General features: G+C 65.5%; 32 protein-coding genes. 30 read left to right on the forward strand and 2 right to left on the reverse strand.

Annotated features, from left to right (window positions below):
• From HNV26_RS24570 to rplQ, 30 genes are all read left to right on the forward strand, one after another.
• Nucleotides 1–350: EF-Tu C-terminal domain-related protein (locus tag HNV26_RS24570; protein ID WP_495525094.1), on the forward strand; the 350-nt coding region annotated here is incomplete at its 5' end.
• A gap of 201 nt (nucleotides 351–551) precedes the next feature.
• Nucleotides 552–860, forward strand: a complete 309-nt coding sequence (gene rpsJ, locus HNV26_RS24575) for a 30S ribosomal protein S10 (protein WP_002633608.1) — start codon at nucleotides 552–554, stop codon at nucleotides 858–860.
• A gap of 53 nt (nucleotides 861–913) precedes the next feature.
• A complete protein-coding gene (gene rplD / locus HNV26_RS24580) occupies nucleotides 914–1,537 on the forward strand; it encodes a 50S ribosomal protein L4 (protein ID WP_002633607.1) in 624 nt (207 codons plus the stop codon).
• Nucleotides 1,534–1,827 (forward strand): 50S ribosomal protein L23, encoded by a 294-nt coding sequence (locus HNV26_RS24585; RefSeq protein ID WP_002633606.1) that lies wholly within the window; start codon nucleotides 1,534–1,536, stop codon nucleotides 1,825–1,827. The genes rplD and HNV26_RS24585 overlap by 4 nt, the downstream gene beginning before the upstream one ends.
• 34 nt (nucleotides 1,828–1,861) lie before the next feature.
• Nucleotides 1,862–2,707 carry a 50S ribosomal protein L2 gene (rplB, locus tag HNV26_RS24590; RefSeq protein WP_011553343.1) on the forward strand — a complete coding sequence of 282 codons (846 nt, stop codon included), beginning with the start codon at nucleotides 1,862–1,864 and terminating at the stop codon, nucleotides 2,705–2,707.
• A gap of 9 nt (nucleotides 2,708–2,716) precedes the next feature.
• Nucleotides 2,717–3,004 carry a 30S ribosomal protein S19 gene (gene rpsS / locus HNV26_RS24595; protein ID WP_002633604.1) on the forward strand — a complete coding sequence of 96 codons (288 nt, stop codon included), beginning with the start codon at nucleotides 2,717–2,719 and terminating at the stop codon, nucleotides 3,002–3,004.
• 35 nt (nucleotides 3,005–3,039) lie between these two features.
• Nucleotides 3,040–3,384, forward strand: coding sequence for a 50S ribosomal protein L22 (rplV, locus tag HNV26_RS24600; protein ID WP_002633603.1), 345 nt, complete (start codon nucleotides 3,040–3,042; stop codon nucleotides 3,382–3,384).
• Nucleotides 3,385–3,425: 41 nt separating this feature from the next.
• Nucleotides 3,426–4,088 (forward strand): 30S ribosomal protein S3, encoded by a 663-nt coding sequence (gene rpsC / locus HNV26_RS24605; protein ID WP_002633602.1) that lies wholly within the window; start codon nucleotides 3,426–3,428, stop codon nucleotides 4,086–4,088.
• 66 nt (nucleotides 4,089–4,154) lie between these two features.
• Nucleotides 4,155–4,574, forward strand: a complete 420-nt coding sequence (gene rplP / locus HNV26_RS24610) for a 50S ribosomal protein L16 (RefSeq protein ID WP_002633601.1) — start codon at nucleotides 4,155–4,157, stop codon at nucleotides 4,572–4,574.
• Between the two features lie 45 nt (nucleotides 4,575–4,619).
• Nucleotides 4,620–4,826: a 50S ribosomal protein L29 gene (gene rpmC, locus HNV26_RS24615; RefSeq protein ID WP_011553344.1), complete on the forward strand. Its 207-nt coding sequence runs from the start codon at nucleotides 4,620–4,622 to the stop codon at nucleotides 4,824–4,826.
• Nucleotides 4,827–4,916: 90 nt separating this feature from the next.
• Nucleotides 4,917–5,243: a 30S ribosomal protein S17 gene (rpsQ, locus tag HNV26_RS24620; RefSeq protein ID WP_011553345.1), complete on the forward strand. Its 327-nt coding sequence runs from the start codon at nucleotides 4,917–4,919 to the stop codon at nucleotides 5,241–5,243.
• Nucleotides 5,244–5,310: 67 nt separating this feature from the next.
• Nucleotides 5,311–5,679 carry a 50S ribosomal protein L14 gene (rplN, locus tag HNV26_RS24625; protein ID WP_002633598.1) on the forward strand — a complete coding sequence of 123 codons (369 nt, stop codon included), beginning with the start codon at nucleotides 5,311–5,313 and terminating at the stop codon, nucleotides 5,677–5,679.
• A 43-nt stretch (nucleotides 5,680–5,722) separates the two neighbouring features.
• A complete protein-coding gene (rplX, locus tag HNV26_RS24630) occupies nucleotides 5,723–6,058 on the forward strand; it encodes a 50S ribosomal protein L24 (protein WP_011553346.1) in 336 nt (111 codons plus the stop codon).
• Nucleotides 6,059–6,239: 181 nt separating this feature from the next.
• Nucleotides 6,240–6,893 (forward strand): 50S ribosomal protein L5, encoded by a 654-nt coding sequence (gene rplE, locus HNV26_RS24635; protein WP_020478749.1) that lies wholly within the window; start codon nucleotides 6,240–6,242, stop codon nucleotides 6,891–6,893.
• A 27-nt stretch (nucleotides 6,894–6,920) separates the two neighbouring features.
• Nucleotides 6,921–7,106 (forward strand): type Z 30S ribosomal protein S14, encoded by a 186-nt coding sequence (locus tag HNV26_RS24640; protein ID WP_011553348.1) that lies wholly within the window; start codon nucleotides 6,921–6,923, stop codon nucleotides 7,104–7,106.
• 162 nt (nucleotides 7,107–7,268) lie between these two features.
• Nucleotides 7,269–7,685 carry a 30S ribosomal protein S8 gene (gene rpsH, locus HNV26_RS24645; RefSeq protein ID WP_011553349.1) on the forward strand — a complete coding sequence of 139 codons (417 nt, stop codon included), beginning with the start codon at nucleotides 7,269–7,271 and terminating at the stop codon, nucleotides 7,683–7,685.
• A 64-nt stretch (nucleotides 7,686–7,749) separates the two neighbouring features.
• Nucleotides 7,750–8,316 (forward strand): 50S ribosomal protein L6, encoded by a 567-nt coding sequence (gene rplF, locus HNV26_RS24650; protein WP_171443333.1) that lies wholly within the window; start codon nucleotides 7,750–7,752, stop codon nucleotides 8,314–8,316.
• A gap of 108 nt (nucleotides 8,317–8,424) precedes the next feature.
• Nucleotides 8,425–8,781, forward strand: a complete 357-nt coding sequence (gene rplR / locus HNV26_RS24655) for a 50S ribosomal protein L18 (protein WP_026114014.1) — start codon at nucleotides 8,425–8,427, stop codon at nucleotides 8,779–8,781.
• Nucleotides 8,782–8,803: 22 nt separating this feature from the next.
• Entirely contained in the window at nucleotides 8,804–9,325 is a 522-nt protein-coding gene (rpsE, locus tag HNV26_RS24660; RefSeq protein WP_011553352.1) for a 30S ribosomal protein S5, read from the forward strand.
• Nucleotides 9,326–9,328: 3 nt separating this feature from the next.
• A complete protein-coding gene (rpmD, locus tag HNV26_RS24665) occupies nucleotides 9,329–9,598 on the forward strand; it encodes a 50S ribosomal protein L30 (protein ID WP_011553353.1) in 270 nt (89 codons plus the stop codon).
• A 20-nt stretch (nucleotides 9,599–9,618) separates the two neighbouring features.
• Nucleotides 9,619–10,146 (forward strand): 50S ribosomal protein L15, encoded by a 528-nt coding sequence (gene rplO / locus HNV26_RS24670; protein WP_171443332.1) that lies wholly within the window; start codon nucleotides 9,619–9,621, stop codon nucleotides 10,144–10,146.
• Between the two features lie 134 nt (nucleotides 10,147–10,280).
• Nucleotides 10,281–11,627 carry a preprotein translocase subunit SecY gene (secY, locus tag HNV26_RS24675; protein WP_141256628.1) on the forward strand — a complete coding sequence of 449 codons (1,347 nt, stop codon included), beginning with the start codon at nucleotides 10,281–10,283 and terminating at the stop codon, nucleotides 11,625–11,627.
• A 163-nt stretch (nucleotides 11,628–11,790) separates the two neighbouring features.
• The gene (locus tag HNV26_RS24680) at nucleotides 11,791–12,438 is read left to right on the forward strand and encodes an adenylate kinase (protein WP_171443331.1); all 648 of its coding nucleotides are present in this window, start codon (nucleotides 11,791–11,793) and stop codon (nucleotides 12,436–12,438) included.
• Between the two features lie 355 nt (nucleotides 12,439–12,793).
• Nucleotides 12,794–13,012 (forward strand): translation initiation factor IF-1, encoded by a 219-nt coding sequence (infA, locus tag HNV26_RS24685; RefSeq protein WP_002614803.1) that lies wholly within the window; start codon nucleotides 12,794–12,796, stop codon nucleotides 13,010–13,012.
• A gap of 73 nt (nucleotides 13,013–13,085) precedes the next feature.
• Nucleotides 13,086–13,202 (forward strand): 50S ribosomal protein L36, encoded by a 117-nt coding sequence (gene rpmJ, locus HNV26_RS24690; RefSeq protein ID WP_043321360.1) that lies wholly within the window; start codon nucleotides 13,086–13,088, stop codon nucleotides 13,200–13,202.
• Between the two features lie 54 nt (nucleotides 13,203–13,256).
• A complete protein-coding gene (gene rpsM, locus HNV26_RS24695; protein ID WP_011553358.1) occupies nucleotides 13,257–13,640 on the forward strand; it encodes a 30S ribosomal protein S13 in 384 nt (127 codons plus the stop codon).
• 61 nt (nucleotides 13,641–13,701) lie between these two features.
• Nucleotides 13,702–14,142, forward strand: a complete 441-nt coding sequence (rpsK, locus tag HNV26_RS24700) for a 30S ribosomal protein S11 (RefSeq protein ID WP_140862539.1) — start codon at nucleotides 13,702–13,704, stop codon at nucleotides 14,140–14,142.
• 69 nt (nucleotides 14,143–14,211) lie between these two features.
• Nucleotides 14,212–14,838 carry a 30S ribosomal protein S4 gene (gene rpsD / locus HNV26_RS24705; RefSeq protein ID WP_090491283.1) on the forward strand — a complete coding sequence of 209 codons (627 nt, stop codon included), beginning with the start codon at nucleotides 14,212–14,214 and terminating at the stop codon, nucleotides 14,836–14,838.
• Nucleotides 14,839–14,981: 143 nt separating this feature from the next.
• Entirely contained in the window at nucleotides 14,982–16,004 is a 1,023-nt protein-coding gene (locus HNV26_RS24710) for a DNA-directed RNA polymerase subunit alpha (RefSeq protein WP_140791198.1), read from the forward strand.
• A gap of 184 nt (nucleotides 16,005–16,188) precedes the next feature.
• Entirely contained in the window at nucleotides 16,189–16,608 is a 420-nt protein-coding gene (gene rplQ, locus HNV26_RS24715) for a 50S ribosomal protein L17 (RefSeq protein ID WP_171443330.1), read from the forward strand.
• A gap of 103 nt (nucleotides 16,609–16,711) precedes the next feature.
• Here rplQ and HNV26_RS24720 read toward each other — a convergent pair whose 3' ends face one another.
• Nucleotides 16,712–17,392: a hypothetical protein gene (locus HNV26_RS24720; protein WP_141592472.1), complete on the reverse strand. Its 681-nt coding sequence runs from the start codon at nucleotides 17,390–17,392 to the stop codon at nucleotides 16,712–16,714.
• A gap of 36 nt (nucleotides 17,393–17,428) precedes the next feature.
• A complete protein-coding gene (locus HNV26_RS24725) occupies nucleotides 17,429–18,808 on the reverse strand; it encodes a tetratricopeptide repeat protein (RefSeq protein ID WP_171443329.1) in 1,380 nt (459 codons plus the stop codon).
• Between the last annotated feature and the right edge of the window lie 7 nt (nucleotides 18,809–18,815).

The raw sequence follows: 18,815 nt of genomic DNA on the forward strand, positions 1-18,815 counted from the left end.
TGCGCGGCCTGAAGCGCGAGGACATGGAGCGCGGCCAGGTGCTGGCCAAGCCGGGCAGCATCACCCCGCACACCAAGTTCAAGGCGCAGATCTACGTGCTGTCGAAGGAAGAGGGTGGTCGTCACACCCCGTTCTTCAAGGGCTACCGCCCGCAGTTCTACTTCCGCACCACGGACGTGACGGGCTCGGTGAAGCTGCCGGAGAACGTCGAAATGGTGATGCCGGGCGACAACATCGCCATCGAGGTGGAGCTCATCACCCCCGTGGCCATGGAGAAGGAGCTGCGCTTCGCTGTTCGCGAGGGTGGCCGCACGGTGGGTGCCGGTGTCGTGGCGGAAATCATCGAGTAGCGCAAACCCCCAGTGGCTCCCTGCGTTCCCAATTCCGGGAAATTTCAGGGAGCCGTTGGGAATCATGTTGCACACCCTGGGGCGGGATGGTACACACCGCGCCCCTTCGTTCTGAAGAAACGGCTCTGTGAAATCCAGGGGACGTCGGTCGTAACGCCCTCCCGCGGCAGAGGCAGAGTCCGTTCAAAGAGGTTTTTGCGAATGGCGACACAGAAGATCCGCATCCGGCTGAAGGCGTACGACTCGAAGCTCCTGGACCAGAGCGCGGGTGAGATCGTCGAGACGGCCAAGCGCACAGGCGCGAAGGTGGCCGGTCCGATCCCCCTTCCCACGCGCATCAACAAGTTCACGGTGCTGCGGTCTCCGCACGTGGACAAGAAGAGCCGTGAGCAGTTCGAGATCCGCACGCACAAGCGCCTGCTCGATATCCTCGAGCCCACGCAGCAGACGCTGGATGCGCTGATGAAGCTGGATCTGTCGGCTGGCGTTGACGTCGAGATCAAGTCCTAGGAAGCGGGTGGGCGTTCGAGTGGTTTCACTCCGACCCCCGCGAGGAAAGTGCCATGGCGAAGTTTGACGTTGTCGACCTGGATTTGAAGAAGGTGTCGGAGATTGAGCTCTCCGACGATGTCTTCGGCACCGAGCCGAACGCCCACCTGTTCTACGAGGTGGCGAAGATGCAGCAGATCAACCGGCGCCGCGGCACGGTCGGGGTGAAGAACACCTCGCTGGTCAGCGGCGGCGGCAAGAAGCCCTGGAAGCAGAAGGGCACCGGCCGCGCTCGTCAGGGCTCCATCCGCGCTTCCCACTGGGTGGGCGGCGGTAAGGCGATGGCTCCCAAGGCGCGCGACTACTTCTACCGCCCGCCCCGCAAGGTGCGCCGCGGCGCCCTGAAGTCCGCGCTGTCCCTGCGGGCCCAGGAGAAGACGCTCATCATCTTGGACGGCTTCTCCCTGGATGCTCCGAAGAGCAAGCAGGCCTTCGAGGTCCTCACCAAGCGTCTGAAGCTCCAGAACGCCCTGGTGATTGACGACAAGGGCAACACCAACCTGCACCGCAGCGTGCGCAACCTGGCGAAGTTCGACGTGCTGCCGCCCGAGGGCCTGAACCTCGAGGCCGTTCTCCGGCACTCGCACCTCGTCCTCACGTCCGCGGCCGCGAAGACCCTCGAGGGGGCGCTGTCATGAATCTGAACGACGTCATCAAGGGCCCGCTCATCACCGAGAAGCTGGACAAGGCCCGCGAGAAGTTCCGCCAGTACTCGTTCATCGTCGACCGCAAGGCGACGAAGCACGACGTCGCCCGCGCGGTGGAGACGCTCTTCAAGGTCACCGTCGAGGGCGTGAACACCAACATCGTCCGCGGCAAGATCAAGCGGGTGGGTCGTAGCATCGGCAAGCGGCCCAACTTCAAGAAGGCGGTTGTGACGCTGAAGCAGGGCGACTCGATCGAACTCTTCGAGGGAGGGGCGGCCTGACGCCACGGCGTCGAGCCAGCCTGAGGAACACACCATGGGCATCAAGAAGTACAAGCCGACTAGCGCCGCCCGCCGTCTGATGACGGTGTCCGACTTCGCGGACATCACCAAGGACTCGCCCGAGAAGAGCCTCACCGAGCCGCTCAAGCGCTCTGGTGGTCGCAACGTCCACGGGCACATCACCCGCCGGCACCAGGGTGGCGGCCACAAGCGCCGTTACCGCGTCATCGACTTCAAGCGCCGGGACAAGGATGGCGTCCCCGCGAAGGTCGTGGCCGTCGAGTACGACCCCAACCGCACCGCCAACATCGCCCTGCTGCACTACGCGGACGGCGAGAAGCGCTACATCCTCGCTCCGGTCGGTCTGAGCGTGGGTGACACGGTGTTCGCCGGCGAAGGCGCGGACATCCGGCCTGGCAACAGCCTGCCGCTGCAGAACATCCCGGTGGGTACGGTCATCCACAACGTGGAGCTGAAGCCGGGCCGTGGCGCCCAGGTCATCCGCTCCGCCGGCACGTCCGGACAGCTGATGGCGAAGGAGGACCGCTACGCGCAGGTGCGTATGCCCTCCGGCACCGTCCGCAAGGTCCTCATCGAGTGCCGCGCCACCGTGGGCCAGGTCGGCAACATCGAGCACGAAATCATCCGTATCGGCAAGGCGGGTAAGAGCCGCTGGCTGGGCATTCGTCCCACCGTCCGCGGTCTGGCGATGAACCCGGTCGACCACCCGCACGGCGGTGGTGAAGGCAAGTCCGGTCAGGGTAACCCGCACCCTGTGTCCCCCTGGGGCAAGAAGACCAAGGGTCTCACCACGCGCACTAACAAGCGCACTGACAAGTTCATCGTGTCCGGCCGCCGCCAGGGCGCGCGCAGCCAGTAAGAGGATTCCATGGCTCGTTCGATCAAGAAGGGTCCGTTCGTCGACGACTTCCTCGTGAAGAAGATCGAGGACATGATCAAGACGAACAAGAAGGCCGTCGTAAAGACGTGGTCCCGCCGCTCCACGATTCTTCCGGAGTTCGTGGGTCACACCTTCGCGGTGCACAACGGGAAGAAGTTCATCCCGGTGTTCGTCACGGAGAACATGGTTGGCCACAAGCTCGGCGAGTTCGCCCCGACGCGTACGTTCGGCGGTCACTCGGCGGAGAAGAAGGTCGCCAAGGCCCCGGGCAAGTAGCCTGGCGCATTGCCTGAGAGCCTGAGGAGAAGACCATGGAGTCGACTGCACATCTGCGTTTCCTGCGCATGAGCCCCCGCAAGATTTCCACCGTTGCGGAGCTCATCCGGGGCAAGCCTGTTGAGGCGGCCCTCAACATCCTGAAGTTCACCAAGCGCGCCGCGGCCAAGCCGGTGGAGAAGCTCATCAAGAGCGCCGTGGCCAACGCGACTGACAAGTCCAAGGGCCAGGTCGACGTGGACACGCTCTACGTGAAGACCATCTCCGTGGACCAGGGTCCCACCCAGCGCCGGTTCATGCCGCGCGCCATGGGCCGGGCCACCCCCATCAAGAAGAAGACGGCCCACGTCCACGTGGTGCTCGCCGAGGCGAAGAAGTAGGACCCGTCGGGCCCTGCCCGGACGCTTCAAGGAGAATCACGTTGGGACAGAAAGTTCATCCGATCGGGTTCCGGCTTGGTGTCATCAAGACCTGGGACTCCAAGTGGTTCGAGCACAAGAACTACGCGCAGTGGCTCCACGAGGACATCCGCATCCGCGAGTTCGTGAAGAAGTCGCTGAACCACGCGGGCGTGTCGAAGGTGGAGATTGAGCGCGCGGCCAACAAGGTCAAGGTCAACGTCCACACTGCGCGGCCGGGCATCGTCATCGGCAAGCGCGGCGCGGGCATTGAGACGGTGAAGAAGGACCTCCAGCAGTTCACGAAGAACGAGGTCTTCCTCAACATCGTCGAGGTCCGCAAGGCGGAGACTGACGCGCAGCTGGTGGCGGAGAACATCGCCACGCAGCTCGAGCGCCGCATCGCGTTCCGCCGCGCCATGAAGAAGGCCCTGCAGACGGCGATGAAGTTCGGCGCCAAGGGCATCCGCGTGGCCTGCTCGGGCCGCCTCGGTGGCGCGGAGATGGCGCGCTACGAGTGGTACCGCGAGGGTCGCGTGCCCCTGCACACCCTGCGCGCGGACATTGACTACGGTTTCGCCGAGGCGAAGACGACCTACGGCAAGATCGGCTGCAAGGTCTGGGTCTGCAAGGGCGAGGTCCTCCCGGGCAAGGGTGGCCAGGCCCCCATGCCCTCCAACCGGTAATCAGCCCACCCGCGCCGGGCGCTCCCAAAAGGGGCGCCCGGGGCAGGGCGGCGAAGGACAGCGACGATGCTTCAGCCTGCTCGTACGAAGTACCGCAAGATGCACAAGGGCCGCATGCCTGGCAGTGCCCACCGGGGTAGCGACATGACCTACGGTGAGTACGGCCTGATGAGCCTCCAGCCGGGGTGGATCACCTCCCGGCAGATCGAGGCGGCCCGTATCGCGATGACGCGCCACGTGAAGCGTGGCGGCAAGATCTGGATCCGTATCTTCCCGGACAAGCCCATCACCAAGAAGCCCGCTGAGACCCGTATGGGTACTGGTAAGGGTGGCGTGGAGTACTACGTCGCGGTGGTGAAGCCCGGCCGCATCCTCTACGAGATGGAGGGTATGACGCCGGAAGTGGCCACCGGGGCGCTGAAGCTGGCGCAGGCGAAGTTGCCGGTGCTCACGAAGATCGTGAAGCGGGCGGACCTGAGCCTCTAAGGCACCGAGCGGCGGGAGCTGGTCCCCAGGACAGCTTCCGCTCGCATGGAGAGTGAAATGGCGACTGCGAAGGAATTGAAGGAACTGTCGGCGGACGACCTGAAGCAGCGCGCGGCGGAGCTGCGCGAGACGCTGTTCCAGGACCAGCTGAAGCGGCGGACCGGTTCGCTGGACAACCCGGCCGAGCGCACCCAGCACCGACGGGACCTGGCGCGGGTTCTGACCGTGCTGACCCAGAAGACGAAGGCTTAAGGGCTGAACACCCACGACTCCAAGCGCGCTCAGCTGATAGAGGAGCGCGTGCGGCCATCCGGGCGCCAGTGCCCGGGTGCATGAGAGACAGTGAGAGAGAAGATGGCTGAAGCGACCGAGACGCAGGCTTCCGAGACTTCCACCCGTGGCCGTCCCAAGACGCGCGTGGGGATTGTCACCTCCAACAAGATGCAGAAGACGGTGGTCGTCACCGTCCAGCGCCGGGCTCCGCACCCGAAGTACGGGAAGATCATGAGCCTGCGCGAGAAGTACAAGGCGCACGTGGAGGACCACGACTACCCCAAGAAGATCACCATCAACGAGGGTGATCGGGTCCGGATCGCCGAGACCAAGCCCGCTTCAAAGGACAAGCGTTGGCGCGTGGTCGAGGTGCTGGAGAAGAGCAAGAACGTCTAGCACGCATGCCCCTTCCGCGCGGCCGTGAGGCGGCGCGGGATGGTCACCGGCGACAGGAGATTCCCAGATGATTCAGATGACGAGCGTGCTCGACGTGGCGGACAACTCGGGCGCGAAGAAGGTGTTCTGCATCAAGGTGCTCGGTGGTTCGAAGCGCAAGTATGCGTCCATCGGCGACGTGATTGTCGTCTCGGTGCGCGAGGCGCTTCCGAACTCGAAGGTGAAGAAGGGTGACGTGGCCAAGGCCGTCATCGTTCGCACCAAGCGCGAGGTGGGTCGTCCGGACGGTAGCTACATCAAGTTCGACGGCAACTCCGCGGTCCTCATCAACAAGGACATGGAGCCCATTGGTACGCGTATCTTCGGGCCGGTGGCCCGTGAGCTCCGCGCCCGCAAGTTCATGAAGATCATCTCGCTGGCGCCCGAAGTCCTCTGAGAGGACGGCAGGCCGGACGGCGAGCAGCCAGAGAGAGGAAGCCATGCAGAAGCTGAAGGTTGGAGACACGATCCAGGTCATGGCCGGGGCCGAAGCCTCCGAGAAGAACCCGGCGACCAAGCGCGGCAAGGTACTGAAGATCGATCGCGAGGCTGAGCGCGTGACGGTCGAGGGCCTGCGCTTGGTCAAGCGTCACATGAAGAAGACGCCTCAGAGCCCGGAAGGCGGCATCGTCGAGAAGCCGGGCACGATCGCGCTGGCGAACGTGCAGGTGGTTTGCGCCAAGTGCGACAAGCCGACCCGGGTGGGCATCCGTACTGAGGGTGAAGAGGGCAAGAAGAAGCGGTTCTGCAAGAACTGCGACGCCCTGATTGACTAGGTGTCCGCGTTGGTGCATGTATGCGCGCCCTTTGCCCACCCTCGTGGTGGCGAAGGGCGGGCGTGCAGGCATGGAGGGCCCGTGGAGCAACAGGGGCCCTCGCGGTGTTTCCAGGTTCCATACGAAGGACTGATCGGGCGTGCTGGGTCCACGACGGCGCCCCGAAGCAGAGGACAGGACGATGGCTGACGAGAAGAAGGCCGAGCAGAAGGAAAAGAAGGCGAAGCGGGGCAAGAAGGAAGAGGCCAAGAAGGTTGGCTTCGCCGCCAATATCGAGGAAGGCCTGGAGTCCAAGCCGGCCCGTCTGAAGGTGCGTTTCTTCAAGGAAGGTGTTCCGTCCCTCCTGAAGGAGCTGAGCCTGAAGAACCCGATGCAGGTTCCCCGGCTGGAGAAGATCGTCGTCAACATGGGTCTGGGCGAGGCGCTCGCCAACAACAAGATCCTGGAGTCGGCGGTGGAGCAGCTCGCGGCGATCACCGGCCAGAAGCCGATCGTCACGCGCGCCCGCAAGTCCATCGCGAACTTCAAGCTGCGCCAGGGGCAGGCCATCGGTGCCGCCGTCACGCTGCGCGGCGACCGTATGTACGAGTTCATGGACCGCCTCATCACCGTGGCGCTGCCGCGCGTGCGTGACTTCAAGGGCGTGTCCCCCAAGGCGTTCGACGGGAAGGGCAACTACACGCTCGGCGTGCGCGAGCAGATCATCTTCCCTGAGATCAACTACGACCAGATCGAGAAGGTGAAGGGGCTCAACATCAGCTTCGTCACCACTGCTGCCAACGACGAGCAGGGGCTGGCGCTGATGCGTCACTTCGGCATGCCGTTCCGTCAGTAATCCCTCGAGTCAAGGACCCGACGAAACATGGCCAAGCTCTCCAAGATCGCCCAGGCAAAGCGCAAGCCGAAGTTCTCGGTGCGCCAGTACAACCGCTGCCCGCTGTGTGGCCGGCCGCGCGCGTTCCTGCGCAAGTTCAAGATGTGCCGTATCTGCCTCCGCAACCGCGCCCTCCGCGGCGAGGTCACCGGCGTTACCAAGTCGTCCTGGTAGCCGGCAGGGCAGGGTGCCTGGCGGACCTCATCGGTCGGCCAGGCACATTGAAGTAGGAAGTTCGTAGTGGCGGTCAGCGCGAACCCCCGGGATGGGCCCGGCAGGCGCGGTGGCTGCGAACGCGGGGCGCCCGATTCGGGGCCTCGCTTGGGAAGGTACTCCATGCCGGTCAATGATCCCGTCGGCGACATGCTGACCCGCCTGCGCAATGCTTCGCGCGCGCGTCACGACAAGGTCGTCATCCCCCACTCGAAGCTCAAGCTCGAGATCATCAAGGTCCTCAAGGATGAGGGCTACATCGGCGAGTTCGTGGTGCACGAGCAGACCGTGCAGAACAAGCGCACGGTGTTCCCGGAGATCTCCGTGCAGTTGAAGTACGGTCCGGACCGTGCGCCTGCCATCACGGGGATCCGTCGCGTGTCGAAGCCGGGCCTGCGTCGCTACGCCGCCGCGCGTGAGATTCCGCAGGTGCTGGGTGGCCTGGGTATCTCCATCCTGTCCACCTCCCGCGGCATCATGGTGGATTCCGAGGCCCGCAAGCAGAAGGTCGGCGGCGAGCTGCTCTGCACCGTCTACTAGCCAGCCGCCAGGGTGCGGCGCCCCGTGAGGGAGCGCGCCCCAGGCACACAGGACCGAGGCAACCATGAGTCGGATTGGAAAACTGGCGATCAAGCTCGGCGACAAGACGAAGGCCGTCATCGCCGGCGAGCAGGTGAACTTCGAGGGCCCCAAGGGCAAGCTGTCGGTGAAGCTGCCTGGCAAGGTCAAGGTCGAGATCAAGGACGGCCAGATGACCGTGCAGCGCGAGGATGACTCGCGCGAGGCGCGCAGCCTGCACGGCCTGACCCGGACCATCCTCGCGAACGCCGCGAAGGGTGTGAGCACGGGCTTCGAGAAGAAGCTGGACATTCGTGGCGTTGGCTTCCGCGCCGAGGTGAAGGGCAAGGCCATTCACTTCGCGCTGGGGTTCTCGCACCCGGTGGTGTTCAACCTGCCCGAGGGCGTGACGGCGGAAGTCGACAAGGCGCCGCGCAACGAGGACAGCTTGCCCACCATGGGCCTGACGCTCCGTTCTTCGGACAAGGAAGCGCTGGGCGCGACGGCGGTGAACATCCGCTCGCTGCGTCCCCCCGAGCCCTACAAGGGCAAGGGCATCAAGTACGCCGAGGAGCGCATCCGCCGCAAGGAGGGCAAGACCGGTACGACCTAGTCGTCCTGTCTTTCCTAAGTGTTCCAAACTCCACCGGGTCCTCGGGACCTGGTGGCATCATCCGGAGGCGGAAGGCCGCATCGCCTCCGGACGGAAAAGGAAGCAGCCATGCCTACGAAGATTGAAGCCCGTCTCAAGAGGAAGAACCGCATCCGCAAGAAGCTGTCGGGTACGACAGAGCGGCCGCGGCTCACCGTGTACAAGAGCCTCAAGCACATCTACGCGCAGGTGGTGGACGACACCACGGGCAAGACGCTGGCGTTTGCCTCGTCGCTCTCCAAGGACCTGAAGGGTCAGGACGAGGGCGACAAGAAGGCGGATGCGAAGCGTGTTGGTGCTCTGATTGCGCAGAAGTGCAAGGCTGCCAACGTCGAAGCGGTGGTGTTCGACCGCAACGGCTTCCCTTATCACGGGCGCATCGCCGCCGTGGCCGACGCCGCGCGCGAGGCCGGGCTGAAGTTCTAAGAATTCGAAAGGAATCCCCCAAGTGGCAACTCCGATCAATCCGAACGATCTGGACCTCACCGACCGCGTGGTGAATATCAACCGCGTGGCCAAGGTCGTGAAGGGCGGCCGCCGTTTCTCGTTCGCCGCCCTGGTGGTGGTGGGGGACGGCGCCGGACACGTGGGCGTCGGCCTGGGTAAGGCCAACGAAGTCCCCGAGGCCATCCGCAAGGGTGGTGAGAACGCGAAGAAGAACCTGTTCCGCGTCCCGCTCGTGGGTCACACCATTCCGCATGAGGTGCTCGGGCACTTCGGCGCTGGCTGGGTGCTGTTGAAGCCAGCCACCCAGGGTACGGGCGTCATCGCCGGCGGCGCGGTTCGCGCGGTGCTGGAGGCGGCGGGCATCCGGAACATCCTGACCAAGAGCCAGGGGTCGCGGAATCCGCACAACGTGCTGAAGGCCACTGTCGCTGGTCTGAAGCTGCTGCGCAGCGCGGAGCAGGTTTCGCGTCTCCGTGGCAAGGACGTCGAGCCGGCGAAGCTCGCCGGGGAGCAGAGGGGCTAGCCCATGGCGCTCAAGGTGAAGCTGGTGAAGAGCTTTGCGGGTGCGTCCAGCGACATGCTGGACACCATCCGTGGGCTGGGCCTGAAGAAGTTCGGTGACGAGCGGCTCCTCAAGGACACGCCTGCGGTTCGCGGGATGGCGTTCAAGGTGAAGCACCTGGTCACCCTGGAAACCGTTTCCGGCGACGCGCCGGCGCCCAAGCGCCGCAAGCCCGCCAAGATTGCCCTGCGGGAGCGGGCGATCGCGTATCAGGCCAAGCAGAACAAGGCCTGAGTCACGAGAGGATCGAGACGATGAGCACTCTGAACAAACTGCAGCGTCCGGCGCGCTCGTGGCACCGCAAGAAGCGCGTAGGCCGCGGCCAGGGTAGTGGTCTTGGCAAGACGGCCGGCCGTGGTGGCAAGGGCCAGAAGGCCCGCACCGGCAACATGCGGTTCGAAGGCTTCGAGGGTGGCCAGAGCCCCCTGCAGCGGCGCTTGCCGAAGTTTGGCTTCACGCCGCCGAACCGGACCGTCTACGCGGTCGTCAACCTGTCGGACCTCGAGCACCACTTCGATGCCGGCGCCACGGCGGACGTGGAGACGTTGCGCAAGGTCGGCCTGGTGAAGGGCCGCTACCACGGCGTGAAGCTGCTGGCTCGGGGCGAGTTGACCAAGAAGGTCACCGTGGTCGTGCACAAGGCGTCCGAGGCGGCGAAGGCGGCCATCCAGAAGGCGGGCGGCGCAGTGGAAGAGATTCCGCTGGTGGCCCACAAGCCGGAGTCCGCGGCCAAGGCGCACGCTGGCAAGGGCGTCAAGGCTCCCCGGCAGCCCAAGGCCTGAGCGTGCCTGGCGCGCATCACTTGCTGGTGGTGCGCGCAGTTTCGCTTGTGTAGGCTTCTGCGCCCCTTTCCCACTCGTGGAACAGGGGCGTTTTGTCGTCCTGGCAGAACCCTCTCGAAGAGGATGGCTACCCCGTGGCTCTGAACGCCTTCGCCAACGTCTTCCGTATCGCAGAGCTGCGCAGTCGGCTCGCGTATACGCTCGCGCTGCTCGCCGTCTATCGCATCGGCATCTTCATCAACACGCCAGGCGTGGACCGTTCGGCGATGAACGCGTTCATGGACGCCCAGAAGCAGTCGGGCGGCCTCGTCTCGCTGTTCAACCTCTTCTCCGGCGGCGCGCTGGAGCAGATGTCCATCTTCGGGTTGGGCATCATGCCGTACGTCAGCGCCTCCATCATCATGCAGCTGCTCGCCGTGGTCGTACCCAGCCTGGAGCGGCTGCAGAAGGAGGGCGCCGGCGGCCGGCAGAAGATCAACCAGTACACCCGCTACGGCACGATCGCGCTCTCCATCGTGCAGGGCATCGGCATCTCGCGGTGGCTGGCGTCACTGGGCCGCTCCGACGGTGGCCAGAGCGGCTTCAACCAGGTGGTCGTCCCCGACGACAGCGTCTGGTTCACCTTCATGACGGTGGTCAGCCTCACGGCCGGCACGGCCTTCATCATGTGGCTGGGTGAGCGCATCACCGAGCGCGGCATCGGCAACGGCATCTCGCTCATCATCTTCGCCGGTATCGTGGCGGGTCTGCTCCCGGGCGCGAAGCAGCTGCTGGACCTGACGCGTCAGGACGTCATCTCGATGGCCGAGGTGCTGGCGCTGGTCGTCTTCATGCTGATCATCATCGCCGCGGTCGTCTACGTGGAGCGAGGCATGCGACGCATCCCCATCCAGTACGCCAAGCGGATGGCGGGACGGCGGATGTTCGCCGGCCAGGCGACCTACTTCCCGATGAAGGTGAACACCTCGGGCGTGATTCCTCCCATCTTCGCGGGCGCGGTGCTGTCCTTCCCGGCCACCCTGGGAACCTGGTTCCCGTTCCTTCAGGGATTCCAGCGCGCCATCGAAGGCAACCTGTGGATCTACAACGGGTTGTTTGTCCTGATGGTCATCTTCTTCGCCTACTTCTATACGGCGCTGACGTTCCGGCCGGACGATGTGGCGGACAACATCAAGAAGCAGGGTGGCTACATCCCGGGCATCCGTCCGGGCCGTCAGACGGCGGAGTTCATCGAGCGCGTGCTCAACCGGCTCACGTTCGGTGGTGCCATCTACCTGTCAGTCGTCTGCGTGATTCCGTCGGTCATCAGCGGCTTGCTGGGGGTGCGGTTCACCTTCGGCGGCACGGCGCTGCTGATCGTCGTGGGCGTGGCGCTGGATACGGTGCAGCAGATCGAAGGCCACCTCATCAGCCGTAACTACGAGGGCTTTGCCGGTCCTCGCGGCCCGCGCATCCGGGGCCGGGTGCGCGTGGCGGCCTGAGCATCCGCGCGGGTGTTCCGGGCGCCTCTCCCCGTCGCGGGGAGGGGCGCCTCGTCGTTCCCAGGCTAGATGTAGTTCAAAGATATTCGCTGGTGCACACGGAGCGCGCTCGGGGGTTTGAGTCCTACGACTTCCGTGCCTTCCTTCGGAGCTGAGAGGACACATGAACCTGATCCTGTTGGGGCCGCCGAACGCGGGGAAGGGGACGCAGGCGAAGCGACTGTTCGCCGACTTCCAGATCCCCCAGATCTCCACCGGGGACATCCTCCGCAAGGCAGTCGCGGAGGGCACGGAACTGGGGAGGGTGGCCGGCCCCCTGATGGCGGCCGGGCAGTACGTCCCGGACGACGTGGTGATTGGCATCGTCGAGGAGCGCCTCAAGGAGGCGGACGTGGCCAAGGGCTTCGTCCTGGACGGCTTCCCGCGCACGCCGGGCCAGGCGGACGCGCTGGACAAGATGCTGGGTCGCCTGGGCAAGCAGCTGAGCGCCGTCATCTCGCTCGAGGTGCCGCACGCGAAGCTGGTGGAGCGCGGCTCTGGACGGCGGGTCTGCCCGGCGGATGGCAGCGTCTACCACGTCTACCAGAGCCCGCCGAAGCGGGCGGGGTACTGTGACAAGTGCAATACCGGGCTTGTCCAGCGCCCGGATGATATGCCCGAGGTCATCGAGAAGCGCCTTGAGAAGTACGACTCGGAGACGGCGCCGCTGAAGGCCTTCTATGAGAAGAAGGGCCTGCTCAAGAGCGTGGACGGCGTGGGCACGCCCGAGGGCATCTACGAGGAAATCAAGGCCGCTGCGGGCAAAGCCTGATCCATCTGGCGGGTGGGGTGGTAGCCTGGCTGGTACCTCCTCGCTGGCTTGCCGCTTCAACGACGGAGCTTGCTTCCCTTCGAGGGGGGGAACTCCGGCTCAATGGATCTGGACTCCCGTGCGGGACGGGCGCATTTTCACCCCGCGGGAGCGCACGCGCTCCCGGTGTGGTCCTTGACGTGGGTCTCACAGATTGAGTTGATTTTGCCCCGACAGCGGGTGAAGTGGCCCGGTGTTATGTCGGGTTAGTAGGAAACCAAGTTTTGCAGTCGCGCGACGCTTGCCACTTGCGGACCAAAGTGCTATCCCGCCGCGCTTCCAAGAGGTTCGTGGTCCGGGGAAGAGAGTCTGACGCTTGCCGAAGGATGATTCCATCGAAGTCGAGGGGACCGTGATGGAGCCCCTCCCGAACGCGATGTTCCGCGTGGTGCTGGACAACGGCCACAAGGTGCTCGCGCACATCTCGGGCAAGATGAGGATGCACTTCATCCGCATCCTCCCGGGTGACAAGGTGAAGGTCGAACTGTCTCCGTACGACCTGACGCGCGGGCGGATCACGTACCGGGCGAAGTAGTAGGGTGTACCCGCCTGGGAATGGCGGGCCGCCCGTTGGGCTTTTCTTTAGCTGAGGAAGGAAGTTCGCTCCAATGAAGGTTCGGGCGTCCGTCAAGAAGATCTGCGACAAGTGCAAGGTTGTTCGCCGTAAGGGAATCGTGCGCATCATCTGCGCCTCCAACCCCCGGCACAAGCAGCGCCAGGGCTAGCGGCCAAGCGGCCGTTGGCTTCAGACCAACTCCACATAAGAAAGAAGACCGAAGATGGCTCGTATCGCCGGCATCGATCTGCCGCCCAACAAGCGTGCGGTGATCTCGCTCCAGTACATCTACGGGATCGGCAACAAGTCCGCGCAAGACATCATTGCTGCGGCGGGCATCGATCCCACGACCCGGACCAAGGACCTCACCGAGGAGCAGGCCCGCAAGATCCGCGAGATCATCGAGGCCAGCTACAAGGTGGAGGGTGACCTCCGGCGCGAAGTCACCATGAACATCAAGCGGCTGATGGACCTGGGGTGCTACCGGGGCCTTCGTCACCGCAAGGGCCTGCCGGTTCGTGGCCAGCGGACCCACACCAACGCGCGTACCCGCAAGGGTCCGAAGCGGGGCATCGTCCGGGCGAAGCCGGCAGCTCCGGCCCGGTAAACGCAGCGCTGGCCCGTAAGGTGCCGGCGTCGATCACCTCCTCCCAGGAGCAGCAACTCACATGGCTGACGAGATCAATACTTCGGCTGCGGCGTCCACGGGCGCCGAGGGCGAGGCCCCTGCCGCGAAGAAGTCGAAGCGCAAGGGCAAGAAGAGCATCCTCAACGGCGTGGTCCACATCCAGTCCACGTTCAACAACACCATCATCACGATCACGGACGTGTCCGGGAACGTGATCTCCTGGTCGTCCGCCGGGGCGCGTGGCTTCAAGGGAAGCCGCAAGTCCACCCCGTTCGCGGCGCAGGTGGCCGCTGGCGACGCCGCGGCGAAGGCGATGGAGCACGGCCTGAAGAACGTGTCCGTGTTCGTGAAGGGCCCGGGCGCGGGCCGCGAGTCGGCGCTGCGCGCGCTGGCGGCCGCCGGTCTGAAGATCAACCTCATCCGCGACGTGACGCCCATCCCGCACAACGGATGCCGTCAGCCCAAGCGTCGCCGCGTCTAACCCCTTCGTCAGGGCTGCCCTTGCACCCTGGTGTGGGGGCGGCTCCAGATCACCTCTAAGGACCTCTCAATGGCTCGTTACACTGCCAGCGCCTGCCGTATCTGCCGGCGCGAAAACCTGAAGATGTACCTCAAGGGCGACCGTTGCTACACGGACAAGTGCGCCATTGAGCGCCGCCCCTATCCCCCGGGTCAGCACGGCCAGGGCCGCGTGAAGTTCTCCGGCTACGGCGTGCAGCTGCGCGAGAAGCAGAAGGTCAAGCGCATGTACGGCCTGCTGGAGAACCAGTTCCGCGGCTACTACCACCGCGCGTCCGCCGCCAAGGGCAAGACGGGTGAGAACCTCCTGCAGCAGCTGGAGCTCCGTCTGGACAACGTGGTGTTCCGCATGGGCTTCGCGGACACGCGCAACGAGGCGCGCCAGCTGGTGCGTCACGGTCACTTCCAGGTGAACGGCCGCAAGGTGAACATCCCCTCGTTCGCCGTGAAGCCGGGCACCGCGGTGGAGGTGGTGGAGAAGAGCCGCAAGGTGCTCCGCATCTCCGAGGCGCTGGAGACGGTGGACCGCCGTGGCGTTCCGCAGTGGATCTCCCTGGACAAGAAGGCGTTCAAGGGCACGGTCACCACGGTTCCGAACCGTGAGGACCTGACGATGCCCATCTCCGAGCAGCTCATCGTCGAGCTCTACTCGAAGTAAGCACGCTGGATGTCGCAGTGGACGCCCTGGCCGACGAGGCCGGGGCGTCTTGCTTTCAAGCAGTCTCAGTCCCCGCGTGCGCATCCTCCCGCCAGGCCGGTGGGTAAGTCGGTGGTGTGGCACGAACCGAGGAGCGGTACACCATGGCTGATACGTTCGTTGCGAAGAACTGGCGTGACCTGATCAAGCCCCGTCGCATGGAGGTGGATCAGGACAGCGCGACCCCCACCTACGGCAAGTTCGTCGCGGAGCCGCTCGAGCGCGGTTTCGGTACGACGCTGGGCAACTCGCTCCGCCGGGTGCTGCTGTCGTCGCTGCAGGGCGCCGCCATCACCTCCGTCAAGATTGAAGGCGTGGACCACGAGTTCACGACCATCCCCGAGGTGTCCGAGGACGTCACGGACGTCGTGCTGAACCTGAAGGAAGTCCTCCTTCGGATGCACACGAACGAGACGAAGACGCTCCGCATCGAGGCGGAGGGCCCCAAGGAGGTCAAGGCCGGTGACATCATCACCGACCCGGACACCGAGATCCTCAACCCGGGCCACCACATCTGCACCATCTCCGAGGGTGGCAAGCTCCGCATGGAGCTGACCTGCCGCCGCGGCCGGGGTTACACGCCGGCCAACGTGAACAAGGTCGCCGGTTCGCCCATTGGCACCATCCCCATCGACTCGCTGTTCTCGCCCATCCGCAAGGTGAACTACCAGGTCACCAACGCGCGCGTCGGTCAGGTCACGGACTTCGACAAGCTTTCGCTCGAGGTCTGGACGGACGGCTCCGTGTCCCCGCAGGACGCGGTGGCGTACGCGGCGAAGATCATCAAGGAGCAGCTCACCGTCTTCGTGAACTTCGACGAGACGGAGGAGCCCGTCGTCGCCGAGGCGCCGAAGGAAGAGGCGAAGCTGAACGAGAACCTGTTCCGCTCGGTGGATGAGCTCGAGCTGTCGGTCCGCTCGGCGAACTGCCTGCAGCAGGCGAACATCAAGTCCATTGGCGACCTCGTGCAGCGCACCGAGGCCGAGATGCTCAAGACAAAGAACTTCGGCCGCAAGTCTCTGAAGGAGATCAAGGAGATCCTCGCGGAGATGGGCTTGTCGCTGGGCATGAAGCTGGAGAACTGGCCGCCGAAGCAGGCGCCGGCTCCCGCGCAGCCGAAGGCGTAGTAGGGTTCACGCAGGGCCTCCCCACGCGGCCGCGGGTACGGCGGTCAGCGGCGCGAGGGGAGGGGGCTGGGACGTCTTCCGGTCCGAATGACAGCGGTGGGCCTCGTGCCGGGTCCACCCATCCCACCCGGTACCTGATACGGCCGGAGTGGTGGAGTCCTCACCAGGACTCCGGAGCACGACGATGCGCCATAAGGTCGGACAGAGGAAGCTTCACCGCAGCACGAGCCACCGGCTCGCGATGCTCAACAACATGGCGACCTCGCTGCTGGAGCACCAGGCCATCCGCACCACGCTTCCCAAGGCCAAGGAGGCCCGGAAGATCGCGGAGCGGATCATCACCCTGGGCAAGCGTGGCGGCCTCGCCAACGTTCGCTTGGCGGCCCGTACGGTCAAGGACCGCGACGTGCTGCAGAAGGTGTTCGGCGAGTACAAGGACCGGTACGCCAGCCGTCCCGGTGGCTACACCCGCATCGTTCGGCTCGGCTTCCGCCGGGGCGACGCCGCGGAGATGGCCCTCCTGGAGCTCGTGGACCGGCCGGAGAAGGCCGCTCCCGTCGACACCGAGGCGGCAGCGCCTGCGGAAGAGACGAAGGCGGAGTAGTCCAGCACGGACTGCATACCTGGCCCCTTCGTGAGAAGGGGCTGGGAGCAACGCGAGGGCGCGCTTCCGAGAGGAAGGGCGCCCTTCGTGTTTCCACGGCGGACTACCGCTGCGGCTTGTGAATGCGCTCCCAGGCGGCGTTGAGGTCCTCTGTGAGGTCCGCGCTGTCGTCCCGGCTGCGCATCTGGATGGATTGGAAGCGGAGGTCCGCGGGCGCGGCGCCGCTGGAGCCCATCAGTTGCTTGGGGGTGATGGTGATGAACTCACCCGGGGCCACCGTCAGCACCGCCGCCTGGTATTGTCCGTTGACGGTGAGGGTGACGTCGTACCAGGGCTCCTTGCTCTCGTTCCAGATGGTGACTGAGGGCCGGTCCAACCTGTCACTGAGCACCAGGCGCGCGTCCATGTCCCCCTTGCGCACCGTGCTGCCCGGGCACGCAATGGCGAGGCTCGTCACCGTCATCACCAGCCAGCCGGCGATGATGGACGCCTTGTATTTGAAGAAGCGGTCGCTCCGTCGGAAGTCCGCGACCAGCTCCTTGAGGATGGAGAGGCCGTTGAGGAGGTGGTTCGACGCATCTCCCGCCAGGCGTTTCCCCAGCGGGCCGTCTGGCTTCTCCTTCAGGAGCGGCTCGGCGCGCGCGGCGGACATCACCCGCAGGTTGGACTGGCTGGGGGCGCGCGGCATGCCGGGGTTCGTCGGCGTGCGCGGCTGAGAGCCAGACGGAGACGCCGCCCGAGGAGGCTGCGTTCCAGGCTGGGGGGGCTTGCGACCGTCGCTCATCGGACAACGAGTGTAGAGGGCTGGGCCCGTGGATGGCTACTGTGCCTTGAGTTGCTGAAGCGCGCGTGACGCCACCGCGTTTTCAGGCTGGGTCTCCAGCACCTTCATCAGCCAACGCTCGGCCTCGCTGGCCGCGGTCTTCCGCGCCTCGGGGCGCGGGGCCTTCATCGCCTGCTCGGTGTAGAGCAACCCCAAACGCAGGCTGAACTCCATGTTCTCCGGGTCCTTTTCGACCACGCGGCGCAGCTCGCGCTCGGCGGCGGCGAAGTCGCCCTCCAATTGGTACACGAGGGCCAGTTTGCCTCGCATCGCCACGGCATCCGGTGCCAGGGCGGTGGCCACGGTGAAGGACTCGCGGGCGGCCGTGAGGTCCCTGCGCTCCAGGTGGATGTCACCCAGGTGGAACCACGCGGTCTCCAGCAGCGGATGGAGCGCCACGGCTTTCTCGAAGGAGACGCGGGCCGCGTCGGGGCGCTGGCGCGCCAGGTAGAGCTCGCCCAGATAGAAGTGGTTCTTGCCGTCCCGGGGGGCGCGTTCGATGGCCTGCTTGAACTCATCCACCGCACGTCCCGCGTCATCCAGGCGTTGGTAGGCCAGGCCCAGCAGGGCGTGCACCACCGCGACGTCCGGGTAGTCGAGCAGGATCTCCTCGAAGGCGAGGATGGCGTGCTGGGGCGCATCCAGGTCCTTCAGGTAGCGCATGCCTTCTTCCAGCTTGGCCTCGGCGGCCTTGGGGAAGCCGGAGAACGGATCCGCGATCTGCTCCATCAGTGCCCGTGCGGTGGTGACCTCGGCCGGCGTGGGCTGGCCCCGCACCACAGCGCTCAGGGCTTCCACGGCCCCGGGCGCGTCTCCCGTGCGGTGCAGCGCCTTGGCCAACGGCAGCCGCCAGGCGGTGCGGGCTGGCTCCAACGCCGTGGCGCGTCGCAGGGGCCCGAGCGCCTCCGTGTACTGTTCAGACTCCAACTGCGCGAGCCCCAGCCGGTAGTGGAACTCCGCGGTGTCCGGTGCCAGGGTCGCGGCGCGCTCGAAGGCGGCGACGCTGGGCGCCCCCGCGTCGCGAGCGCGTGAGAAGAGAGCGAGGCCCAGCATGTACTGGTCGACCGCGCGCTCACCCGTCGTGATTCGCTTCTGGAGCTCCGCGATCCACGCGTCCGTCTGCCCCGCCTTCACGTGGGCCTCGGTGAGCGAGCGCGCCACGTCCAGGTCGTCCGGCGTCTGCCGGTGCAGGTCCGTCAGCAGTCCCAGGGCCTTCGTGGGCTGATGCTCGTCCAGGTAGGCCCGCGCCTGGGAGAGCGGATCGGTGGGGCGCGCCTTGGCGGAGTTGGAGGAGGTGGTGCTGCAACCAGCCAGGAGGCCCACGCCGAGTACCGCGGCGCGCATCCAGGGACGGGAACGGAGGTGGCGAATGGTCATCTCGGAG

The sequence above is a fragment of the Myxococcus xanthus genome, from assembly GCF_013116825.1.
Lineage (GTDB): Bacteria > Myxococcota > Myxococcia > Myxococcales > Myxococcaceae > Myxococcus > Myxococcus xanthus_B.